Consider the following 20,730-nt stretch of genomic DNA (forward strand, 5'->3'; position numbering starts at 1 on the left):
TTACCAGGCGAGCGAGCGGTCGACGGTGTGCAGCACCCGGTCCAGGTCGGGGAGGTAGTCCTCCTCGAGCTTGGTCGGCGGGTACGGGGTGTCGAACCCGGTCACCCGCAGCACCGGCGCCTCCAGGGAGTAGAAGCACTCCTGCTGCACCCGCGCGGCGATCTCCGAGGTCAGTGACGACTCCGAAGGCGCCTCGCTCACCGCGATCAGCCGCCCGGTCCGGCGCACCGACTCGAACACCGGCGCGAGGTCCAGCGGCGAAAGGGTGCGGAGGTCGATCACTTCGAGTGAAGTGCCGTCCTCTTCAGCGGCTGTGGCTGCGTCCAGGGCGACCTTCACCGAAGGCCCGTAGGCGACCACGGTCGCCGAGCTGCCCTGGCGCAGCACCTTGGACTCGAACAGCGGGCCGGGGGTGGCCGCGGTGTCCACCTCGGTCCGCAGGTTGCCCGAGTGGTAGAGCTTCTTCGGCTCGAAGAACAGCACCGGGTCGTCGCAGGCGATGGCCTGCTGGATCATCCAGTACGCGTCCACCGGGTTCGAGCAGGACACCACCTTGAGCCCGGGGATGTGCGAGAACAGCGACTCCGGCGACTCCGAGTGGTGCTCGACCGCGCCGATCCCGCCGCCGAACGGCACCCTGATCACCACCGGCACCTTGATCCGGCCCTGCGAGCGGTAGTGCAGCTTGGCCAGCTGGCTGGAGATCTGGTCGAAGCCGGGGAAGATGAAGCCTTCGAACTGGATCTCGCACACCGGCCGGAAACCGCGCACGGCAAGGCCGACCGCGGTGCCGATGATGCCGGACTCGGCCAGCGGCGTGTCCAGCACGCGCTGCTCGCCGAAGTCCTTCTGCAGGCCGTCGGTGATCCGGAAGACGCCGCCGAGCTTGCCGACGTCCTCACCGAGCACGATGACCTTGTCGTCCGCCTCCATCGCGGCGCGCAGGCCAAGGTTGAGGCCCTTGCCGATGGTCAGTTTCTGCACGGTCGAGTGCAGGTTGTTCTCCGTCGCCTTCACCGGTGCCGCCATCAGTGCTCACCCGCCGTCGCGAAGCCGTCGAGGTAGGCCAGGTACTCCTCGCGCTGGGCGTCGAGGACCGGCGAGGGCTCGGCGTAGACGTTGGAGAAGATCCGCTCCGGCGGCGGATCGGGCATGTTGAAGCAGAAGTCGCGCAGGTCGGCGGCGAACGCGTCGGCCTCGGCCTGGATCTGGTCGAAAAAGGCCTGGTCGGCGACGCCGTTGCGGGCCAGGTAGGCGCGCACCCGCTCGATCGGGTCCTTGAGCTTCCACTCCTCCAGCTCGTCGGAGAGCCGGTAGCGGGTGGGGTCGTCGGTGGTGGTGTGCGCGTCCATCCGGTAGGTGAACGCCTCGATCAGCACCGGGCCGTTGCCGTGCCGGCACTGTTCCAATGCCCAGCGGGTCACCGCCAGGCAGGCCAGCACGTCGTTGCCGTCCACCCTGATGCCGGGGAAGCCGTAGCCGCGGGCGCGCTGGTAGAGCGGCAGCCGGGACTGGCGTTCGGTCGGCTCGGAGATCGCCCACTGGTTGTTCTGGCAGAAGAAGACCACCGGGGCGTCGTAGACCGCGGCCCAGACGAACCCTTCGTGCACGTCGCCCTGGCTGGTCGCGCCGTCACCGAAGTAGGTAATGGTCGCTTCGCCGTCGTCGTCACCGACCTTGCCCTCGAACTTCTGCCCCATCGCATAACCGGTGGCGTTGAGCACCTGGTTGCCGATCACGATCGTGTAGGGGTGGAAGCCGTGCTTCTTGAAGTCCCAGCCGCCCTGGTCGCTGCACCGGAAGATGCCGAGCAGTTCCTTGAAGTCCACTCCGCGGGTCCAGGCCACGCCGTGCTCGCGGTAGCTGGGGAAGGCCATGTCCTGCGACTTCAGCGCGCGGCCGGAGCCGATCTGGGCGGCTTCCTGGCCGAGCAGCGGAACCCAGATGCCGAGCTGGCCCTGGCGCTGCATGGCGTTGGACTCCCGGTCCGCGCGGCGGACCAGCACCATGTCGCGGTACAGGCCGCGTAGCGCTTCGCCGTCGACATCGGCCACATACGGGTCGAAGACCTTGGAGGGGACCCGCTCACCCTCGGGGGTCAGCAGCTGAGTGAGCTCAGCGCCACCTTCGTTCGTTGCTCGCAAACCGGCGATCACCTGTTCTGGGGATGGCTGCGCCGCAATGGCGGGCGGTCCGTCGCCAGGCTCCGGGTGCGTCCACTGTTCTGGGGACGACATGCGCTCTGTCTCCTTGGTGTCGGTGCCGCGCCGGCCGCTTGTGGCGGCCACCACGACGGCGCCGGCGGAAACCTGCGCATCGGGTCCGAAGCGCTCGGGTCACCGTCGGCGGTGACGGCTTGTTCGTGCCGACATCCTGGCATGAACTTCCGTCCCTGGTCAGACCCCGAGGCTGATTTGTTGCTGAGAAACGGTGGCTGAGCTGGGCAAATGCTAGGACTCCCGATGATGTGCCAGCCGAAAGTCGGGACCGCGAGCACGCGGCCAGTGCGGTCTCGACCTGCCGATCCGCCCGGCGCTGTGAGCGCGCAGGTCCGTTCCGGTGACGGTCCGCGCCGGTTACCCGTGGCCGCGAGTGTGAGGTGGGACACCGGCGGAAGGGAGTTTATGCGGCCACGCGTCTAAGCGCTCCGTGTCCTTGTATGCACCCAGCGTGCTCGTTAGCTTCGAGCCCATGGAACTGCAGAGACTCGCAGGTGAGTGCGACGATGGTGACTGCGCGACCGTGTACCTGTCGGATCGAGGAACCCTGGTGTTTCAGGGGGTTGGCGTCAGGCCGGGCGTGGACTTACGGCTGAGCGAGGGCGAGCAGGCTGTGGAGTTGCCTGTCGCTCTGGTCAAGGAGGCACTTCGTGCTCTTGGGGCGTGATGAGTGGCGCAGGGTATTCGACCGTTTCGAGCGCTCTGCCTTCCGTCTGGAACTTCAACAGACCTACACGATGCCGACCGAGCAGGATGGTCTGCGCCGGTTCCTGGCGGGCGAGCCCAAACCTGATGATCATAATTCCGCTTGGCATGAACGAATCCGCGGTTATGTCGGCGCCGGGAAGGTAGTGCAGCGTGCGAAAGTTGTGCAGCTTCCGCTGACCGAATACTTGCGTTACCAATGGTCTTGGAGTATTCCGGAAAATGTGGCCGCCGGTGAGGACTACAGGGTGGTCGATACTACCGGAAAGAATTTGGACCTGCCGCCATATGATTTCTGGATGTTCGATGAGTTGGTGGTCGTTCATCTGAACTACCGTTCGGACGGAACCCAGATCAGTCGGGAGCTTGTCGAGAATCCGAATATTGAGAAGTATCTGAAATGGCGCGACATCGCACTGGAGAACGGGGTGCCTTTCAGCGAGTGGAATGCTAGAGCCTGATCGGCAGGACGACAAGCGCAAGAACCTCGCCGAAGTACTACGGGAACTGCGCCTGGCAGCCGGTCTCTCCGGGCAGAGACTGGCTGTTCGGTGCGCGATGAGCCAGGGCAAGATCAGCCGGATCGAGACCGGCAAGATCCTGCCTTCGGTGATGGATGTCGAGCGGATCCTCAAGGCGCTCAGGATCGAGGGTGCGGTTGTCGATGAGCTGCTGCACTTGGCCAGGCGTGCGAATGTGGACTACACCTCAGTCCGGGTTCTTGCCCGCATCGGGCTCTGGCAGCAGCAGGAAGACCTTCGGGCGCTTGACGAGTCCTCGCTGTGCATACGCCACTTCCTCCCAGCGATCCCGACCGGGCTGCTGCAGATCGAGGACTACGCCCGGTGTGTGCTCACTCCGACGGTCACTGGGCGGCCAGCCCGAGACGTCGAGCGGGTTCTCCGGGCGCGCATGGCGAGACAGGAGATCCTTGGTGACGCCGAGCGGCAGTTCACCTTCATCCTGACCGAACAGGCTGTTCGCTGGTGCCGTGCTTCGGCTGAAGTCATGGCTCGGCAAGTTCAGCATCTCGCGGATGTGTCTCGAAAGAAGAATGTTGAGATAGCAATTGTTTGTCAGTCCACTCCAGTGCCCGCTAGTCCGCTGAGTAGTTTTGTTGTTTATGACGAGCGCTTGGTTCGGGTGGAGATGTTTTCCGGGTCTGTGGCGTTGCGGGATCCTCGGGATGTGGCGTATCACCTGAACATTTTCCAGTTCTTTCTCGACCATGCGCTGACCGGGGAGCTGGCCACCGAATTTCTGCGGTCGGTGGCCAGGGAATTCGGTTGAATTGCGTTTATGCGGGTGCGTGGTTCGTGATCGCCTTTCCCCGTGGCACTTTCTAGCCTCGGGGCATGAATGAGCTGACCCCGGGGATGACGCCGGTCGAGTTCACCGACGGCAGGGGCCGCAGGCACAGGGTGTACGCGGCGCCCTACCCGACCGAGGGGCCGGTCCAGGTCGCCTTCGGGGGACGGCCGGCGTGGGTCTTCATGTACGCGCACTTCGTCTTCACCTGGGCTCGCGGGGAGCAGCGGATGCGGGTGGAGCACGGGTCGATCCACGGGTCGCGGATGCTGCTGTGGCCCGGGGTGCCGATCAGCGGGACCTGGTCCGCGGAGACCCTTGCCGAGGTCGGGCAGCGGTGGACCCGCGCGCATCTGGCCAAGTTCAGGAAGGGCTGAGCCGTGCACGCGCCTCGGCGGCCTCGGGCAGGTCCATCTCCTCGAACAACGCGAGCGCGGTCCGGAGTTCGGTGCTGCTCCGGTCCAGCAGCAGGAGCGCGCGTGCTTCGCCAGGCCGGTAGCCGGTCTCGCGGCACAGCGCCAGCGAACGCTGCGCCGGGCCGGGGTCGCCCAGCAGCCTGGACTGGACGAGCAGCGCGCGGGCTTCGAAGATCCGGTACCCGTGAGCCCGCGCGACCGCCAGCGCATCGTCCACATCGGACGGTTCGGCGCCGTCCCGCTCGGCGTACCGGGTGGCGACCTCCGCCAGCAGGCGGTGGTCGTCGCACTCCCGCGCGGCCAGCAGCGCCTCGGGGTGCCGGCCGGGATCGACGGCGGCGGCGAGCACGCTCAGCGCCTCCGCCTCGGTGTCGCGCACGCGCAGCTGCTTCGCCAGCCGCAGCGCCGGCCCGGCCTGCTCGGCCGCTTCCGCGAGCAAGCCGGACTCCAGGTAGGCGGCGGCCAGGTTGACCTGGGCGTTGGCCAGCATCGGCCGGTGCCCGAGTGCGGTGGCCAACTCCAGCGCCCGCCGATGCCGCCGGATCGCCGGCGGGTACTCGCCGAGCTGGGCGTGCGCCAGGCCGAGGTCGGTCAGCGCGTTGGCCTCCCGGAACCGCGAACCCGCCAGCTCGAGCAGCTCCAGCTCGCGGAACAGGTGCGGCAGCGCCCGACGCGGCTGGCCGAGCCGCACGTACACCGTGCCGAGGTTGCCGTGCGCCGCGCCCTCGATCGCCGCGTCACCCTCCTCGCGGCCGACCGCCACCGCCCGCAGCAGCACGTCCACCGCGTCCTCCGGCCGGTCCAGCTTCGGGTAGATCAGGCCGAGCTGAGCCAGCGCGGCCGCCTCGCCGAGCCGCCAGCCCGCCCCGGACGCCAGCTCTCGCGCCGTGCTGAACACCGCCGCGGCCTGCTCGTCCCCGCGATACCGGTGCAGATAACCGAGGCCAAGCTGGGCCAGCGCCCGATTCGCCGGAGTGCCGTGCAGGTCCGCCGCGGCCACCCCGGCGTGCACCACGCTGCGCCAGTCCGCGTGGTACGAGCGGATCTGGAAGTAGCCGCGCAGCACCCCGCAGAGCAGCCAGCTCAGCTCCGGCCTGCCCAGCGCGGTCGCGGCGAGACAGCAGGCCACCAGGTTCGGCCGCTCGTCGTCCAGCCATTCCAGCGCCGCCCGCTCCTCGGGGAACTCGGCCACCGCGACCCCTTGCGGCGCGGGCAGTTCCGGTGGCGCCAGCGCCGGCGCGGCCAGCCGGGTCGCCCGGTCCGCCGAGCGCAGATAGTGCTCCCCGAGCCGGTGCAGCGCCGGCCCGAAATCCTCCCCGGTGCCCTGCTCGATCGCGTACTGCCGCAGCAGGTCGTGGAACGCGTACCGGGCACGGTCCCGCGGCTCGATCAGGTGCGCCCCGGCCAGCCGGTCCAGCAGCCGGCGTGCGGTGGCGATGCGGGTGCCGGCCAGCGCGGCGGCGGTCTCCGCGGTGAAGTCCGGCCCGGGACTTCTCGCCAGCAGCCGGAACATCCGCTGCTGCTCGGCGCCGAGCCGGTGATACGACAGGTCGAACGCGCTGCGCACCGCGGACGGGGTGCCGTCGGTCTCCAGCGCGGCCAGCGGGGTTTCGGTGCGCAGCTCCGCGACGTAGTTCGCGATATCACCGCTGTCGTCGTCGAGCAGGTTCGCCACCGCGATCCGCAACGCGAGCGGCAGGCAGCCGCACAGCTCGGTCAGCTCGGCGGCGGCCACCGGCTCGGCGGACACCCGGTCCGCGCCGAGGCCGTCGGCCAGCAGCGCGACCGCGTCCGGCACGCGCAGGCTGTCCAGCCGCATCCGCCGCGCGCCCTCGCCGACCAGCAACCCGGACAGCCGCTCCCGGCTGGTGATCACCGCGACGCAGCCCGCGGTGCCCGGCAGCAGCGGGCGGACCTGCTCGGTGCTGGCCGCGTTGTCCAGCACCACCAGCATCCGCCGCTCGGCCAGCAGCGAGCGGTACAGCCCGGCGGCCGCGTTCTCGTCGAACGGGATCCGCGCCGACGCCACCCCGAGCGCACGCAGGAAGGTGGACAGCGCGTCGATCGAGCGCAGCGGCTCCACCTTGGCGTGCCCGCGCAGGTCCAGGTACAGCTGCCCGTCCGGGAAGCTCGCCGCCGCCCGGTGGCCCCAGGTGTGCACCAGCGCGGTCTTGCCGACCCCCGGCGCGCCGGTGACCAGCAGGATGCCCGGCGGCTCGGCGGCGAGCCCGTCCAGCCGAGCGAGCTGCGCGTCCCGGCCGACGAACCCGGCCGGCGGCGACGGCAGCTGTGCCGGTACCGGCACGGAGGCCCGCTCGGCGGGCACGGTGCGGGAGGCGGAGGGTGACTCCAGCTCGCGGTGCACTTCGAGCAGCGCCGGACCCGGTTCGGCACCGAGCTGCTCGGCCAGCCGCCGCACGGTTTCGGCGTAGCGGTCCAGCGCCTCGCCGGTTTCCCCGGTCCGGTGCAGGGCCAGCAGGAACCGGGCGGTCAGCGCCTCCGCGAGCGGATACTCGCCGACCGCGGCGCGCAGCCCGTGCACCACCTCCGCCGCCGCGCCGGCGGCCAGCCGCAGCCCGGCCCATTCGGCCAGCATCGTCACCCGCAGCCGGTGCAGGCCGGCGCGCTCCCGCTCCACCCAGCCACCGGACAGCCCGGTCAGCGGCTCGCCGCGCCACAGCCGCAGCGCTTCACCGAGCCGCTCGGCCCGCCGCTCATCCGATTCGCCCGCGGCCCGTTCGGCGAGCGCGGTGAACCGCCGCAGATCCACCCGCGCGTCCGGCACCTCGAGCAGGTAACCGCCGGAGTAGCGTCGGATGTCGGCCCCGGCCGCACTGCCCCGCAACGCTTTGCGCAGCCTGGTCAGATAGCTGTACAGCGCGTTTCGCGCCTCGGCCGGTGACCGCTCGCCCCAGACCCGGTCGATCAGCGTCCCGGTGGACACCTGCCCGTCCGCGAGCAGCAGTACCGCCAGCACGCATCGCTGTTTCGCCGGACCGAGCTCCACCCGCTGCCCGTCGGCGCGCAGTTCCACCGACCCGAGCACGTTCAGCTCAGTCGTCACGCTTGTCCCGCCACAAGGCGATCTTCGCCAGCAGCAGCAACGCTTTCGCCGCGCCGGGCCAGTGCTGGATCTCCTGGCACAACGCCAGCGCGGTCCTGGCCAGCGCGGTCGCCTCGGCACCGTTGCCCGCGCGCACCTCGAACTCCCCCAGCGCGAGCAGCGTGCGCGCCTCCAGTACGCGGAAACCGTTGTCCCGGTTGAGGCTCAGCGCGAGCCGGAGATCGTCGAACCGGTCCGCCCGCTCGGCGAACCTGGTGGCCACCTCGGCCAGCGCGCGCGGGTCGGCGCTCTCGTGCCCGGCCTGCAGGGCCTGGCGGTGCAGGCTGAGCGCGTTCTGCTCGCCTTCGCCGTGCCCGGACAGCGTGGCCAGCAGGCTCAGCGCCTCCGCGAGCACGTTGCGCGACTTGGTCTCCACCGCCATTTCGCGGGCCAGCTCGGCCTGTTCGGCGGCCTCCGGGTAGCGGCCGCTCTGCAGGTGGCCGTTCGCCAGATTGACCCTGGCGTTCGCTTCGTGGCTGCGGTTGCCGGTGCGCCGGTTGAGCTCCACGCTGCGGGCGAGGTTCCGGATCGCCCGCTCGTTCTCGCCGAGGTCCAGCAGCGCCAGGCCGAGGTTGGTGTGCGCGTTCGCGGTCCAGAAGCCGTTGCCGGCCCGCTCGCTCAGCGTCAGCGCCGGCTCCAGCTGAGCCACCGCCTCCGGCAACCGGCCGAGCTGCCAGAACACGCTGCCAAGGTTGCTGCGGGCGGTGCACTCGATACCGGGTTCGCCGGCCAGCTTGGCCAGTTTCACCGCGTGCCGCAGGCAGTCGATGCTTTCGTCGGAACGGTGCAGCTTGTGGTAGACGGCGCCGAGCTGCACCAGCGAAGCCGCTTCGGCGGTCCGCCAGCCGGCCTGCTTGGCCAGTGTCAGCGCGGTGGTCAGGCTGTGCAGCGCCTCCGTGGTCCGCTCCCGCATCCGGTGCAGGTAGCCGAGCGATACCTGAGCCACGGTCGTGGCCCGCACGTCCCCGTCCAGCCGGGCGGCGGACAACCCGGCCATGGTCACGGTCTGCCATTCGAGGTGGTGCGAGCGCAGCTGGAAGTAGCCGCGCAGGTTGTCCGACAGCAGCAGCGCGAGGTGGCCGCGGCCGTCCCGCTCGGCGGTTTCGGCGAAGGCCACCACGTTGGCCAGCTCGGTGTCCAGCCAGCGGAACGCCTCGTCGTCGCCGGCGAAGGTGCGCGGCGGGGCGGCCGAGTCTGGGACCGGCAGCCGCGGGAAGGTCGGCGCCGCCACCGCACCGGCGTGGCAGGCGCTGCGCAGGTAGTACTCGGCCAGCCTCGCCTCCACCGCGGTTCGCTCGGCTGGGCTCTCCTCGTGCTGCGCGCGGTCCGCCGCGTACTGGCGGAGCAGGTCGTGGAAGGTGAACCGGCCGGACGGCTGCGGCTCCACCAGGTTCGCCGCGGCGAGTGCCCGCAGCACGCGTTTCGCCGCGTTGTCGGGCAGTCCGGCCAGCACGGCCGCGGTTTCGGCGCTGAAATCCGGCCCTGGATGCAGCCCCAGCAGTCGGAACACCCGCCGCTGGTCGGCGGGCAGGCGCTGGTAGGACCGGTCGAAGGTGCCGCGCACGGCGGCGCTGGCGTCCTCGGTCTCCAGCGCGCTCAACGGGTTGTCCTCGCGCAGTTCGGCGGCGTACCCGGTGAGCGTGCTGCCGGGGTGGTCGATCAGGTTGGCCGCCGCGATGCGCAGCGCGAGCGGGAAGTTCCCGCACAGCCCGGCCAGTTCGGCGGCACCGGCCGGATCGTCGGCGACCCTGGTCCCGCCGAGCCTGGCGGCCAGCACCTCGACGGCTTCGAGGTGGCGCAGCGGGCCGAGCACGATCCGGCGCGCACCGGCTTCGGCGACCAGGCTGCTGAGCCGGTCGCGGCTGGTCACCACGGTCAGCCCGCCGGCCCGGCTTGGCAGCAGCGGGCGGATCTGGTCCGCGCCGGCCGCGTTGTCCAGCAGGATCAACGGCCGCCGGTCCGCGAGCAGCGAGCGGTACAGCGCAGACGCCGCTTCGGTGTCCAGCGGGATTTCGTCGGCGGGCACGCCCAACGCCCGCAGGAACCCGGACAGCGCCTCGATCGGGCGCATCGGCTCGCCGCGCGCGTAGCCGCGCAGGTTCACGTAGAGCTGCCCGTCCGGGAACCGCCCGGCGACCCGGTGCGCCCAGGTGACGGCCAGCGCCGTCTTGCCGGCCCCGCCGGCCCCGGAGACCAGCGCGACCTTGGGGATCTCCCTTTCCAGGCCGAGGAAGTCGTCCAGTGCGGCGAGTTCGTCGCCGCGCCCGGCGAACCCGCTCGGCGCGGCGGGCAGCTGGGCGGGTGCCGGCAGCGCTGGCGGCGGTTCGGCGGCGGTTTGCGCGCTGGGTGCCTTGCCCCGCAACAGTTCCGCGTGCGCTTCGGCCAGTGCCGGGCCGGGCAGCACACCGAGGTCGGAGCGCAGCCGTTCCCTGGCAACCTCGAAGTACTCCAGCGCCTCCGCGGTCCGGTCCGCCGCGTGCAGGGCCCGCAGGAACCCGGCTATCAGCGGCTCCGCGTGCGGGTAGGAGTCCATCGCCGAGCCGAGCCGCTCGATCACCCCGGACGGCCGGTCCGCGGCCAGTTCGGCCTCGGCCCAGTCGGTGAGCACGCCGATCCGTTGCCGGTGCAGGCCCGCGCGCAGCCGGTCCGCCCAGTCCCCGGACAGCCCGTCCAGCGGGGTGCCGTGCCATTCGTGCAGAGCCGCGGCGAGCAGTTCCGGGCGGTTTTCCTCGGCGCGCCGCGCCCGTTCGGCCAAAGCGGTGAACCGGTGCATATCCACTCGTTCAGGGGACACATCCAGCAGATATCCGTTGCCGGCGCGGGACAGTTCGATCTCCGCGGACCGCAGGCTGCGGCGGAGCCGGGTGATGTAGCTGTAGAGCGCGTTCCGCACTTCCCCCGGCGCCGTTTCACCCCACACCTTGTCGATCAAGTTCTCCGTCGAAACCTGCCGCCCGGCCTGCGCCAACAGCACCGCGAGAACGCATTTCTGCTTGGCCGGGCCGAGGTCGAGCAGGCCGCCGTGCACGCGCAGTTCGACCGGGCCCAGCAGACGGAAATCCATCGGCCCTCCCCGGTCGGTGTTGTACAAGGTTCGTTCAAGGTTCCCACCCAGTGCGGCCGAGCAGGCTATCCGGCATCGAGCGGTTCGAAAAGCGCGGACCGGAAAAGGGGGTGGCCGTGCGGGATTCCGAGATCGAGATGGCCCAGGTGCGGGCGGCCGAGGGAATCGTGGCCGACGGTATCGAACAGATGCGGGAGATCGCCAAGAGAATCTACGCGGACGAGGGCGTGGTCGAGGTGGAGACCTGTATTCGGCTCGGCGGGCACGGCAGGGCGCTGGCCGAGATCCTCGGCCAGCTGCGCCAGGACCTGACCAGGCTGCGTTCCGAAGACGACGGCATCGCCGCCCGCACCGGCGCGCACGCGGCCGAGTTCGACCTGGTCTGGCAGACCGTCCGGGACCGGCTCGGGGCCAGGGTTTCGCGTGCGCTGGACGCCGAAACCGGATCTTCGCTGGAGGACAGGGCCGCGGACTACCGGCGCCGCACCGAGCTGTACGGGACCCAGCCGGTGACCGTGCCGGATCAGCTTCTCCGCTCGTCGCGGCGCTGGTGATGGGCGTGGTTTTCGGCCGCACACCGCCCCGTGCCGGCGCCGGTTCCAAGGCAGTGCGCCAGGTTCGCCAGACCGCGCAGCTGGCCGGGCTCGGCGCTGAATACCGGTTGTTCGAGGAACGACCGCAGCGCCCGGGTGCAGTGCTGGCGGTCTACCAGCACGGCCTGGTCTACCTGCCGAACCGGTGGGAGCTGCACGTGCTGCCGTGGCGGGAGATCGCCGGGATCGACCTGCAGCGGCGGCCAGGTACGAAGGTGCTGACCGGCGTCTGCCTCCGTCCGGCGGTCGGCCAGGAGGTGAGCTTCGCCCCGGAGGTTTTCGAGCGGTGGCCGGGGGTTTCCGGCAGCGAGGTGCTGGACCTGGTGTCCGCCAGGTTCGACCAGCTCGGCGCCGAGGTGCGCACCGCGCTGGACCGCGGCGGCCGGGTCCCGTGGGGTGCGCTCGAACTGGACGCCAGCGGGGTGCACGCGCCGGGGTACAGCCTGTGGTGGCGGGAGCTGACCCGGGTGCAGGACCTGTCCGACCGGCTGCTGCTGTTCGATTCCGGGGCCAGACACCAGGCGGCGTTGCACGTGCCGGCGGACGAGATCCCGAGCCGAATGCTGCTGCTGGACCTGGCGGAGGAGCAGTACCTCGCGCTGCACGGCGAACCGCTGCCGGTGCACCAGCGCCGGGCCAACCCGCAGTTCGGCCGGGTGTTCCACTCCCTCGACCTCGGCCGGCTCCAGCCGCCGGAGTCCAGCCGCGTGCCCCGGCTGCGGGAGAGCGCGTTCCGGCGTGGCCTGCACGGCGCTCCTCGTTGGTACACCTCGGAAACCGGGTTCCACAGCCTGGCGCTGTACAACCACGGTTTCGCGCTGGCGGTGGATTCGGTGAACTCGGTGACCGCCTACCACTGGGACGACGTGGACCGGGTCGCCACGCACGACTTCGAAGTGGTGGCGCACGGCGAGCCGGTGCTGAACGAGCTGCTCTTCCCCGGTGCGCGGAAGTGGCTTGCCTCCGCCGTGCTGGAGACGCATTCCGGCTATCTGCTGGACAGGGCCGAAGCCGAGTTCGGCAAGGGCCGCACCTTCCGGCTCGGCTCGGTGCTGCTCGGCCGGGACGGTTTCGGCTACCGGGGCTGGACGCACCGCTGGGAGCAGGTGGTGTCGGTGGGCACCAGCGGCGGCGAGGCCAAGTCGGCGCCGGCGGTGACGGTGCGGATCGAGGGTGAGGACACGCTCCGGATCGAGGCCGCCGAACTCGGCAACGCACAGGCCTTCCTCACACTGGCGAATTTGCTCGGCGGTCGTCGTCGATAGGGCCGGTAGGGTTGCGGCCGATGGATCCCGAGAGCCTGCGCACGTCGGTGCGAACGGCGTGGCGCGGAGACGCGTTGCGCAGCCTGTCCGATTTCGTCCGGATTCCCGCCCTTTCCCCCGCCTTCGACGCGGACTGGGTGAGCAGCAAATACCTGCACGAGGCCGTGGAGCACGTACGCGGCTGGCTGGAGTCGCGGCGGCTACCCGGCGCGTCGGTGGAAGTGGTGGAGCTGCCGGGGCGCACCCCGCTGCTGCTGGCCGATATACCCGGTACCGCTGGTACTACAGCGGGCGAAGCTGGTGACACTACGGTCATCTACGGCCATCTGGACAAGCAGCCCGCGGCCGGTGAATGGTCGCCGGGACTGGACCCGTGGACCCCGGTGATCCGGGACGGCCGGCTCTACGGCCGCGGCGCCGGCGACGACGGCTACGCGGCCTACGCCGCGGCGACCGCGCTGGAGGCGCTGCACACGGCGGGTGGTTCGTACACCCGGACGGTGCTCCTGCTGGAAGCCTGCGAGGAGTCCGGCAGCCCGGATCTGGCCGCGTACCTCGACCTGCTCGCCGACCGGCTGGGCACGGTCGGGCTGGTGGTCTGCCTCGACATCGCGGGCGGGGACTACGAACGGCTCTGGCTGGCCACTTCGCTGCGCGGGATGGCGTCGCTCGACCTGACCGTGCGGGTGCTGGACTCCGGGATGCACTCCGGGCACGCCAGCGGCATGGTGGTCAGCTCGTTCCGAGTGCTGCGGGAGCTGCTGGACCGGATCGAGGACCCGCGCACGGGTGAGCTCAAGCTGCCCGAACTGCACGCGGAGGTGCCGGCGGACCGGCTGGCCGAGGTGCGCGCCGCGGTGGCCGAGGGGCTGCTGGAACCGGCGCTCCCGCTGGCCGAAGGCGTCCGCCCGCTTTCGGACGACCGGGCCGAGCTGATCCTGGGCAACACCTGGCGCACGACGCTTTCGGTCACCGGCGCGGCCGGGCTGCCCGCGCTGGAGGACGCCGGGAACGTGTTGCGGCCCTACACCACGCTCAAGCTCAGCCTGCGGCTGCCGCCGACCACCGACGGGGACGTCGCGTTGCGGGCGGTGCAACGGGCACTGCTGGCGGACCCGCCGATGGGCGCGCGGGTCGAGGTGGCGAGGCCGGCCGCGGCGAGCGGCTGGAACGCGCCCGCGCTCGCCCCCTGGCTGGAGTCCACTTTGGACGAAACGAGCGCGGAGGTGTTCGGCAGGCCGTGGCGCGCGCTCGGCATGGGCGGCACCATCCCGTTCCTCGGCCTGTTCGCGGACGCGTACCCGGCGGCGCAGTTCGTGGTCACCGGGCCGCGCGGACCTGGCAACAACGCGCACGTACCGGACGAATGGCTGCATCTGGCGCAGACCGAACGGGTCACCGAGGCGGTGGCCAGGATCCTGCATTCGCACGCTGCCGCCTAGTGGCAGGATGGCCTGCGTGGAGCAGCGAATCGTACATGAGACCGTGACCCGGCTCTGGACCGAAGACGTGATACCGAGCCTGTCCGCGCTGGTGGAGATCCCCGCGCTGTCGCCGATGTTCGACGCCGACTGGGCGCTTTCCGGCCATCTCGCCGCGGCCGTGGAGCACGTCCGGGAGTGGATCACCGCGCGGCAGTTGCCCGGTGCGACGCTCGAGGTCGTCCAGTTGCCGGGACGCACCCCGGTGCTGCTGGTGGACGTCCCGGCCAGTACCGGAGCGGAAGACAAGGGCACCGTGCTGCTCTACGGCCACCTGGACAAGCAGCCGCCGGTCGGCGGCTGGGCCGACGGGCTCGGCCCGTGGAAGCCGGTGCTCGAAGACGGCAAGCTCTACGGCCGCGGGTCCGCCGACGACGGTTACGCCGGGTACGCGGCCATTGCCGCGCTGGAAGCGGTCCGCGCGGCGGGCGGCGAGCACGCGCGGGCGGTGGTGCTGCTGGAGACCGGCGAGGAGTCCGGCAGCCCGGACCTGCCCGCCTACCTGGAGCACCTGGAAGACCGGCTGGGTCGGGTGTCCTTCGTGATCTGCCTCGACTCCGGTGGCAACGACTACCAGCGGCTCTGGCTGACCACCAGCCTGCGCGGGTTGGCGCAGGTGCACGTCACCGTGCGCGTGCTGGACTCCTCGCAGCACTCCGGACTGGCCAGCGGGGTGGTGGTCAGCTCCTTCCGGGTGCTGCGCCTGCTGCTGGACCGGATCGAGGACGCGGCCACCGGCGCGCTCAAGCTCGACGAGCTCAACGCGCCCATCCCGGCGAACCGGCAGGAGGAGGCCAAGGCCGCCGCGGCACTCGCGCCCGGCTCGTTCCGTACCACGTTCCCGCTGGTCGAAGGCTCCCGCCCGGTGGCCGACGACGAGCTGGAGCTGATGCTGAACAACGCCTGGCGGCCGACGCTGTCCGTGACCGGCGCGTCCGGTCTGCCGGAGCCCGCCGACGCCGGCAACGTGCTGCGCGACTCGACCACGCTGGCGCTGAGCTTCCGCCTCCCGCCGACCGCGGACGCCCATGCCGCGCTGGCGGCGATCAAGGAGCGGCTCACCACCGACGTGCCCTACGGCGCGAAGGTCGAGCTTTCCGGGTTGGAGACCGGCGCCGGCTGGAACGCGCCGGACGCCGAGCCCTGGCTGGCGGACGCGCTGGAGCGGGTCAGCGAGCAGGTGTTCGGCGAGCCGTGGAGCAGCCTCGGCCTCGGCGGCTCGATCCCGTTCATGGGGCTGCTCGCGGAGAAGTACCCGGACGCGCAGTTCCTGGTGACCGGCGCGCTCGGCCCTGACTCCAACGCGCACGTGCCGGACGAGTGGCTGCACCTGGCGCAGGCCCAGCGCGTCACCGAGGCCGTCGCGCACATCCTCGCCGCCCACGCCGCGCACTCCTGACCCCAAGGGCAAATAGCCGACTTCTTGCCCTTGTCCCCAGGGGCAAAAAGTCGGCTATTTGCCGGTCAAGTGCCGGAGAAGCGGCGGAGGTCGGCGGTGACCTTGGTCAGCTGGTCGGTGAAGGCCCGGTAGCTCAGCGGCGACTCGGAGTTCCAGCCGATCAGCCGGCCCGCCTTGACCGCGGGCAGCTGCGACCAGGTGGCGTTGCCGGTGAGGTCCTGCGGGGTCAGTGAGCCGAACCGGTTGTCGTACATGATCACGTCGGCCGGGTAGCGGTTCACGTTCTCCCAGCTCAGCTGCTCGTAGTAGCCGGTCGCGTCCGGCTTCTCCGGCACCACCACCTGCATGCCCTGCTGCGCGAAGTGCTTGATCGACGGCATCGCCGGCGGGTTGACGACGTACACCGCGTCCTTCAGCGCGGCGATCCCCATCACCCTCAGGCTCGACGTCCGCTTCGCGACTTCGGCGAACTCCGCGTCCGCCCGCTGGAACGCCGCCTTCGCCTCGGTCACCGCGGGTGCGTTCAGGTCGGCGCCGAGGGCCTTGGCCAGTGCGGCGAACTTCTCGATGCCCTGCGGTGTGGTCAGGCCCTGGATGTCGATGCCGGCGCTGGGGGCGGCCTTGTCGATCTGGCCGGCCTGCTCCTTGGGCACGTACCACAGCTCGTTGTCCACGTACATCACGCTGACCAGCAATTGCGGGTTGAGCGAGAGGTACTTGTCGGCGTTGAACTCGCCCCAGACGTTGCCCAGTGACGTGACCGTGTTCAGGTCCACCGCGCCGACCTGCGGGTCCGGCCTGCCGTCTGGCAGCTTGGACGGCCCGAACACGCCGATCGGCCGGATCCCGTACTCCCACAGCGCGGCCGCGGCGGTCACCTGTGCGACGATCCTGGCCGGGCGTTCGCCGGTCAGGCTGCGGCCGCGGTCGTCGGTGTAGTCCCAGGTGGCGCCGCCGCCGGTGGGCTGGTCTTCCTGAAAACCGCAGGCGGCCAGTGCGGTGGTGGTGCCGAGCGCGGCCACACCGGTGAGGAAGCCGCGGCGGGAAAGCCGGATACTCGATGGGGTCATGGCTTAAGGCTAGCCTTGCCTTACTCTAAGCGGCATGGTGGACCTCGCTGCGCGCTCGAAGGTGCGTGCTCCCGCGGTGGCCTTCGCGCTGCTGGCGCTGGCCGGGATCGTGCTGCTGTCCATCGCGATCGGCTCCAACCGGCTTTCCCTGGACGAGGTGCTGCACGGGCTGTTCGCCTACGACGGCAGCTACGCCGACGCCGTCATCCGCGACGACCGGCTGCCGCGCACCCTGCTCGGCGTGCTGGTGGGCATGGCGCTCGGGCTGGCCGGCGCGCTGATGCAGGCGATCACCAGGAACCCGGTCGCGGACCCCGGCCTGCTCGGGGTCAACCACGGCGCCGCGGTGGCGATCGTGGCCGCGTCCGCGGCCTTCGGCATCTCCGCGCCCGATCAGCTGGTCTGGTTCGCCTTCGTTGGCGCGCTCGGCGGCACCGCGCTGGTGTACGCGGTGGGCGGTGGCCGTGGCGCGGCCAGCCCGATCCGGCTGGTGCTGGCCGGGGTCGCCATCCAGGCCGTGTTCGCCGGGATCAACCAGGCCATGCAGGTGATCAACACGCACAACCTGGATCAGATGCGGTTCTGGCTGGCGGGCTCGCTGGCGAACCGGGACGTCGACGCGCTCGGCGGGCTGCTGCCGTTCTTCGCCGCCGGGGTGGTGCTGGCGCTGCTGCTCGGCCGCGCGCTCAACGCGGTGGCGCTCGGCGAGGACGCCGCCACCGGCCTCGGCGCGAACCCGGCCGTCACCAGGCTGGTCGGCATGGTCGCGGTCGGCCTGCTCTGCGCGGCCGCCACCGCGGCCTGCGGGCCGATCGCGTTCATCGGGCTGATGATCCCGCACCTTGTCCGGCAGCTGGTCGGCCAGGACGAGCGCTGGGTGCTGGTGCTGTCCCTGCTGCTCGGACCGGTGCTGCTGCTCGGCTGCGACGTGCTGGGCAGGCTGGTCGGCGCCCCCGGTGAGGTCCAGGTCGGCATCGTGACCGACGTCGTCGGCGGGCTGGCCTTCCTGTTCGTCGCGCGGCGGCTGCGGGCGGTGCGGAAATGAGCCTGCGCGAACATCGGATCGTCGACCGCAACGCGCTGGTGATCGGCGCGTTCATCCTGCTCACGCTGGCGCTGGCGGTGCTGTCCGTCGGCACCGGCGACTTCCCGCTGACGATAGGCGAAGTGCTGAAGACCCTGGCCGGCCAGGGCAACAAGGCGCAGTACCTGGTGGTCACCGGGCGGCTGCCGCGGGTGCTGGTGGCGATCCTGGTCGGCGCCGCACTCGGCCTCGCCGGCGCGGTCTTCCAGACGCTGACCCGCAACCCGCTCGGCAGCCCGGACATCATCGGGTTCAGCACCGGCTCGGCCACCGGCGGCGTGGCCGTGATCGTGCTCATCGGCGGCGGCCCCGGCCCGGTCGCGATCGGCGCGCTGACCGGCGGGCTGCTCACCGCGGCGCTGGTGGCCGCGTTGTGCGCGCCGCACGGGCTGCTCAGCGGGCGGCTGCTGCTGATCGGCATCGCGGTCAGCTCGGTGCTCGTCGGGCTCAACTCCTACCTGCTCACCCGCACCACGGTGGAGGCGGCCAGCCAGGCGAGCACCTGGCTGGTCGGCAACCTGGCCGGCCGCGACTGGAGCTATCTGCTGCCGATCGGGGTGGCCATGGTGCTGCTGGTGCCCGCGGTGCTCGTCTGCGCCAAGCCGCTGCGGATGATGGAGATGGGTGACGACGCGGCGATCGGGGTCGGGGTGGACGTGCCGCGGCTGCGGCCGGTGCTGTTCGTGCTCGCGGTCGCGCTGACCGCGATGGCCACCGCCACCGCCGGTCCGGTCCCGTTCATCGCGCTGACCGCCCCGCAGATCGCCAAGCGGCTGACCAGGAAGCCGGGCCCGAACCTGGTCGCATCCGCCTTCCTCGGCTCCTGCCTGGTGGTCGCCGCGGACTACCTGGGACAGCGGCTGGTGAACGCGTCGCTGCTGCCGGTCGGGGTGGTCGCGGCCGCGTTGGGCGGCGCCTATCTGCTGTGGATGCTGATTTTCCAGCGAAAGACCCGCTAAACGTCCTTACCATGAGCCTGTGTCTTATTCAAATGAGCGTTATGCACGGCCGCGAGTGCGCCCGCCGTCCGTGCGTCGCCGGCATCCAGCCGCCGCGAGCCACCCTCCGGGCGGCCCCCGTCGACTGGATAGTGCATAACCCTCATGCTGCGAATTCACTTCACGGCGGAGGACCTCGGGCGGATCCGGCTCGCCGAAGGTCCGGATCCGCTCTGGGAAGTGGTGCTCAGCCTGCACGTCCTGCAGACCGAGCGGCCGGTCCGGCCGTTCGACCGCTGGCGCCGCGCGGCACTGCGGCACTTCACGCCCGAGGTGCGTGAGTTGGCCTCGCTCACCCCGGCGAAGGGCTATTCGGCGGATTTCCTCACCCCCGCCACGGCCGCCCCCGGGATCGACGCCGGCCTGGCCGGGATCGAGGACACCCCGGCCGAGCAGTTGCGCACCGACATCTCGCTGTTGTCCCGTCAGCAACGGCTGCCCGACTGGGCGGGCCGGCTCGCGGTCGGCGACCGGGCCGCCGTGGCGGCGGTGACCAGGACCGTGCGCTCGTACTACACCGCGGCGCTGGCACCGCTATGGCCGGAGCTGGAGCAGAGCGCGGCCGCGGAACGGAACCGGTACGGGCAGCTCGCCTTCCACGGCGGCCTCAAGCTCGCGCTGGCCGAGTTGCATCCGACCGCGCGGTGGCGCGGGTCGGTGCTGGAGCTCGGTTATCCGGTGCACCAGGAGGTGCATCTCGGCGGGCGCGGGCTGATCCTGACCCCGTCCTACTTCTGCCTCGGCCGGCCGATCACCTTCCGCGACCCTGGCCGGCCGCCGACCCTGGTCTATCCCATCTCGGCGACGGACAGCGGAGCACTGACCGGGGAGCGTCCCGGCGCCGCCGCGCTGGACGCGCTGTTCGGCCGCGGCCGGGCCAGGGTGCTGCGGGCCATCGCCGAGCGGCCGCGGATCTCCACCACCGGGCTGGCCGGGCTGCTCGGCATTTCCGCCGCCGGGGCCAGTCAGCACGCCACCGTGCTGCGCACCGCCGGACTGATCTACACCACGCGGACCGGCGGCACCGCGCGGCACTCGCTCACCCTGCGCGGCCGTTCGCTGCTGCGCTGATCAGGCCGATTTCGCCTCGGATTCAGCGTCGACGGGTTCGATGTGCCGGTACCGGACGGCCAGCTGGGCCAGCCATCTTCTGGACTCCTCGTCGGACAGCGCGGCCCGGTCCAGCCTGGTCAGCAGCCGGCGGTAGACCAGCAGGTCGGCCGGGTTCTCCGCGAACAGCCCGGCGGTGGGCAGCGGGGTGTAGGCCACCGGCGGGTCGTCCGGGAAGTCCAGCACGGAGAACCCGGAGCCGAGGGCGCCGAACGGCCCGGCCGAGGTGCGCACCAGCCGGATCAGGTAGCGCGGCCGGGTGGTGCCCGCCGCGGCCAGGTGCATCAGCTGCTCGTGCATCACCAGGTGCCCGCCGACCACCGAGCGCACCGCGTGCTCGTGCACGAAGAACTCCAGCCGCCGGTCCCGCCGGCCGCGGGCCTGCCGCTGCCGCTCGGCCCTGGCGAGCACCCGCGACTCCACGACGTCGTCGGCCTGCCCGGCGGAGACGAGCAGCGCGCGGGTGTAGTCGCCGGTTTGCAGCAGGTCGGGCAGCACGGTCGGTTCGTAGCAGGTGATCGCGCTCGCGGCGGCCTCCTGCACGAGCAGCGAGCGCAGTTCTTCGGCCGGCTGCAGGCCGTAGGGCCGCAGCCAGTACCCCTTCGCCGGCCGCGCGATCTCCCGTACCCGTTCCACCTGACGGCGGCTGGTCCGGCAGCAGGCGAGGTACAGCAGAGCGTCCACTTCGGACAGTGGGCGTTTGCCGTGCTCGGCGCGCGAGACCATGCTCGGTGACCAGCCCAGTGCCTCGGCGAGCTGCTGGCCGGTCAGCCCGGATGCCTCGCGGATTCTTCTCAGCTCGGCGCCGACCTCACGGCCACGGGCGTTCGATATGCGGGAGGATTCGTCCATTCCGCAAAACTAGAACGGTTTCCGCCGGCGGCGGGAGCGCGCCACGTCGAATTCACACGTATG

General features: G+C 71.0%; 16 protein-coding genes. 10 read left to right on the top strand and 6 right to left on the bottom strand.

From position 1 onward, the window contains the following. Nucleotides 1-1,029 carry an alpha-ketoacid dehydrogenase subunit beta gene (locus AMYNI_RS0116915; RefSeq protein ID WP_020669209.1) on the bottom strand — a complete coding sequence of 343 codons (1,029 nt, stop codon included), beginning with the start codon at nt 1,027-1,029 and terminating at the stop codon, nt 1-3. Then, complete coding sequence (pdhA, locus tag AMYNI_RS0116920; RefSeq protein ID WP_026360557.1) at nt 1,029-2,237, bottom strand: pyruvate dehydrogenase (acetyl-transferring) E1 component subunit alpha; 1,209 nt, start codon at nt 2,235-2,237, stop codon at nt 1,029-1,031. Before pdhA ends, AMYNI_RS0116915 begins: the two co-directional genes overlap by 1 nt. 632 nt (nt 2,238-2,869) lie before the next feature. Here pdhA and AMYNI_RS48180 point away from each other — a divergent pair. From AMYNI_RS48180 to AMYNI_RS49070, 3 genes are all read left to right on the top strand, one after another. After that, nucleotides 2,870-3,385, top strand: coding sequence for a DUF6879 family protein (locus tag AMYNI_RS48180; protein ID WP_084628394.1), 516 nt, complete (start codon nt 2,870-2,872; stop codon nt 3,383-3,385). Next, nucleotides 3,372-4,214 (top strand): helix-turn-helix domain-containing protein, encoded by an 843-nt coding sequence (locus tag AMYNI_RS0116930; protein WP_020669212.1) that lies wholly within the window; start codon nt 3,372-3,374, stop codon nt 4,212-4,214. The genes AMYNI_RS48180 and AMYNI_RS0116930 overlap by 14 nt, the downstream gene beginning before the upstream one ends. Before the next feature lie 65 nt (nt 4,215-4,279). Further along, complete coding sequence (locus tag AMYNI_RS49070) at nt 4,280-4,609, top strand: hypothetical protein (protein ID WP_063713766.1); 330 nt, start codon at nt 4,280-4,282, stop codon at nt 4,607-4,609. Here the strand turns inward: AMYNI_RS49070 and AMYNI_RS44720 are convergent. Together AMYNI_RS44720 and AMYNI_RS44725 are read right to left on the bottom strand one after the other, a co-directional pair. Next, entirely contained in the window at nt 4,596-7,712 is a 3,117-nt protein-coding gene (locus tag AMYNI_RS44720) for an AfsR/SARP family transcriptional regulator (RefSeq protein ID WP_020669214.1), read from the bottom strand. The two genes, AMYNI_RS49070 and AMYNI_RS44720, sit on opposite strands and share 14 nt — an antisense overlap. Further along, nucleotides 7,702-10,815, bottom strand: coding sequence for an AfsR/SARP family transcriptional regulator (locus tag AMYNI_RS44725; protein WP_020669215.1), 3,114 nt, complete (start codon nt 10,813-10,815; stop codon nt 7,702-7,704). The genes AMYNI_RS44720 and AMYNI_RS44725 overlap by 11 nt, the downstream gene beginning before the upstream one ends. A gap of 116 nt (nt 10,816-10,931) precedes the next feature. Between AMYNI_RS44725 and AMYNI_RS0116950 the strand changes: the two genes are divergently transcribed. From AMYNI_RS0116950 to AMYNI_RS0116965, 4 genes are read left to right on the top strand one after another with little or no spacing between them, the layout of a single operon-like run. Next, on the top strand, nt 10,932-11,369 hold the full coding sequence (locus AMYNI_RS0116950; RefSeq protein ID WP_157357380.1) for a hypothetical protein: 438 nt from the start codon (nt 10,932-10,934) through the stop codon (nt 11,367-11,369). Next, nucleotides 11,369-12,673: a hypothetical protein gene (locus tag AMYNI_RS0116955; protein WP_020669217.1), complete on the top strand. Its 1,305-nt coding sequence runs from the start codon at nt 11,369-11,371 to the stop codon at nt 12,671-12,673. The genes AMYNI_RS0116950 and AMYNI_RS0116955 overlap by 1 nt, the downstream gene beginning before the upstream one ends. Nucleotides 12,674-12,693: 20 nt before the next feature. After that, entirely contained in the window at nt 12,694-14,115 is a 1,422-nt protein-coding gene (locus AMYNI_RS0116960) for a M20/M25/M40 family metallo-hydrolase (RefSeq protein WP_020669218.1), read from the top strand. Nucleotides 14,116-14,122: 7 nt separating this feature from the next. Continuing rightward, nucleotides 14,123-15,553: a M20/M25/M40 family metallo-hydrolase gene (locus tag AMYNI_RS0116965; protein ID WP_020669219.1), complete on the top strand. Its 1,431-nt coding sequence runs from the start codon at nt 14,123-14,125 to the stop codon at nt 15,551-15,553. A gap of 65 nt (nt 15,554-15,618) precedes the next feature. Here the strand turns inward: AMYNI_RS0116965 and AMYNI_RS0116970 are convergent, their stop codons facing one another. After that, nucleotides 15,619-16,623 (bottom strand): ABC transporter substrate-binding protein, encoded by a 1,005-nt coding sequence (locus tag AMYNI_RS0116970; protein WP_245573938.1) that lies wholly within the window; start codon nt 16,621-16,623, stop codon nt 15,619-15,621. 34 nt (nt 16,624-16,657) lie between these two features. Between AMYNI_RS0116970 and AMYNI_RS0116975 the strand changes: the two genes are divergently transcribed. The 3 genes from AMYNI_RS0116975 to AMYNI_RS0116985 all read left to right on the top strand — a co-directional run bounded on the left by AMYNI_RS0116975 (nt 16,658) and on the right by AMYNI_RS0116985 (nt 19,776). Next, nucleotides 16,658-17,668: a FecCD family ABC transporter permease gene (locus AMYNI_RS0116975; RefSeq protein ID WP_051116337.1), complete on the top strand. Its 1,011-nt coding sequence runs from the start codon at nt 16,658-16,660 to the stop codon at nt 17,666-17,668. Continuing rightward, nucleotides 17,665-18,666 (top strand): FecCD family ABC transporter permease, encoded by a 1,002-nt coding sequence (locus tag AMYNI_RS0116980; RefSeq protein WP_020669222.1) that lies wholly within the window; start codon nt 17,665-17,667, stop codon nt 18,664-18,666. The genes AMYNI_RS0116975 and AMYNI_RS0116980 overlap by 4 nt, the downstream gene beginning before the upstream one ends. A gap of 144 nt (nt 18,667-18,810) precedes the next feature. Continuing rightward, nucleotides 18,811-19,776: an ArsR/SmtB family transcription factor gene (locus AMYNI_RS0116985; RefSeq protein WP_020669223.1), complete on the top strand. Its 966-nt coding sequence runs from the start codon at nt 18,811-18,813 to the stop codon at nt 19,774-19,776. On the opposite strand, the gene AMYNI_RS0116990 is transcribed toward AMYNI_RS0116985, so the two are convergent. Continuing rightward, a complete protein-coding gene (locus AMYNI_RS0116990) occupies nt 19,777-20,667 on the bottom strand; it encodes a helix-turn-helix domain-containing protein (protein ID WP_020669224.1) in 891 nt (296 codons plus the stop codon). Between the last annotated feature and the right edge of the window lie 63 nt (nt 20,668-20,730).

It is taken from the genome of Amycolatopsis nigrescens CSC17Ta-90 (genome assembly GCF_000384315.1).
Lineage (GTDB): Bacteria > Actinomycetota > Actinomycetes > Mycobacteriales > Pseudonocardiaceae > Amycolatopsis > Amycolatopsis nigrescens.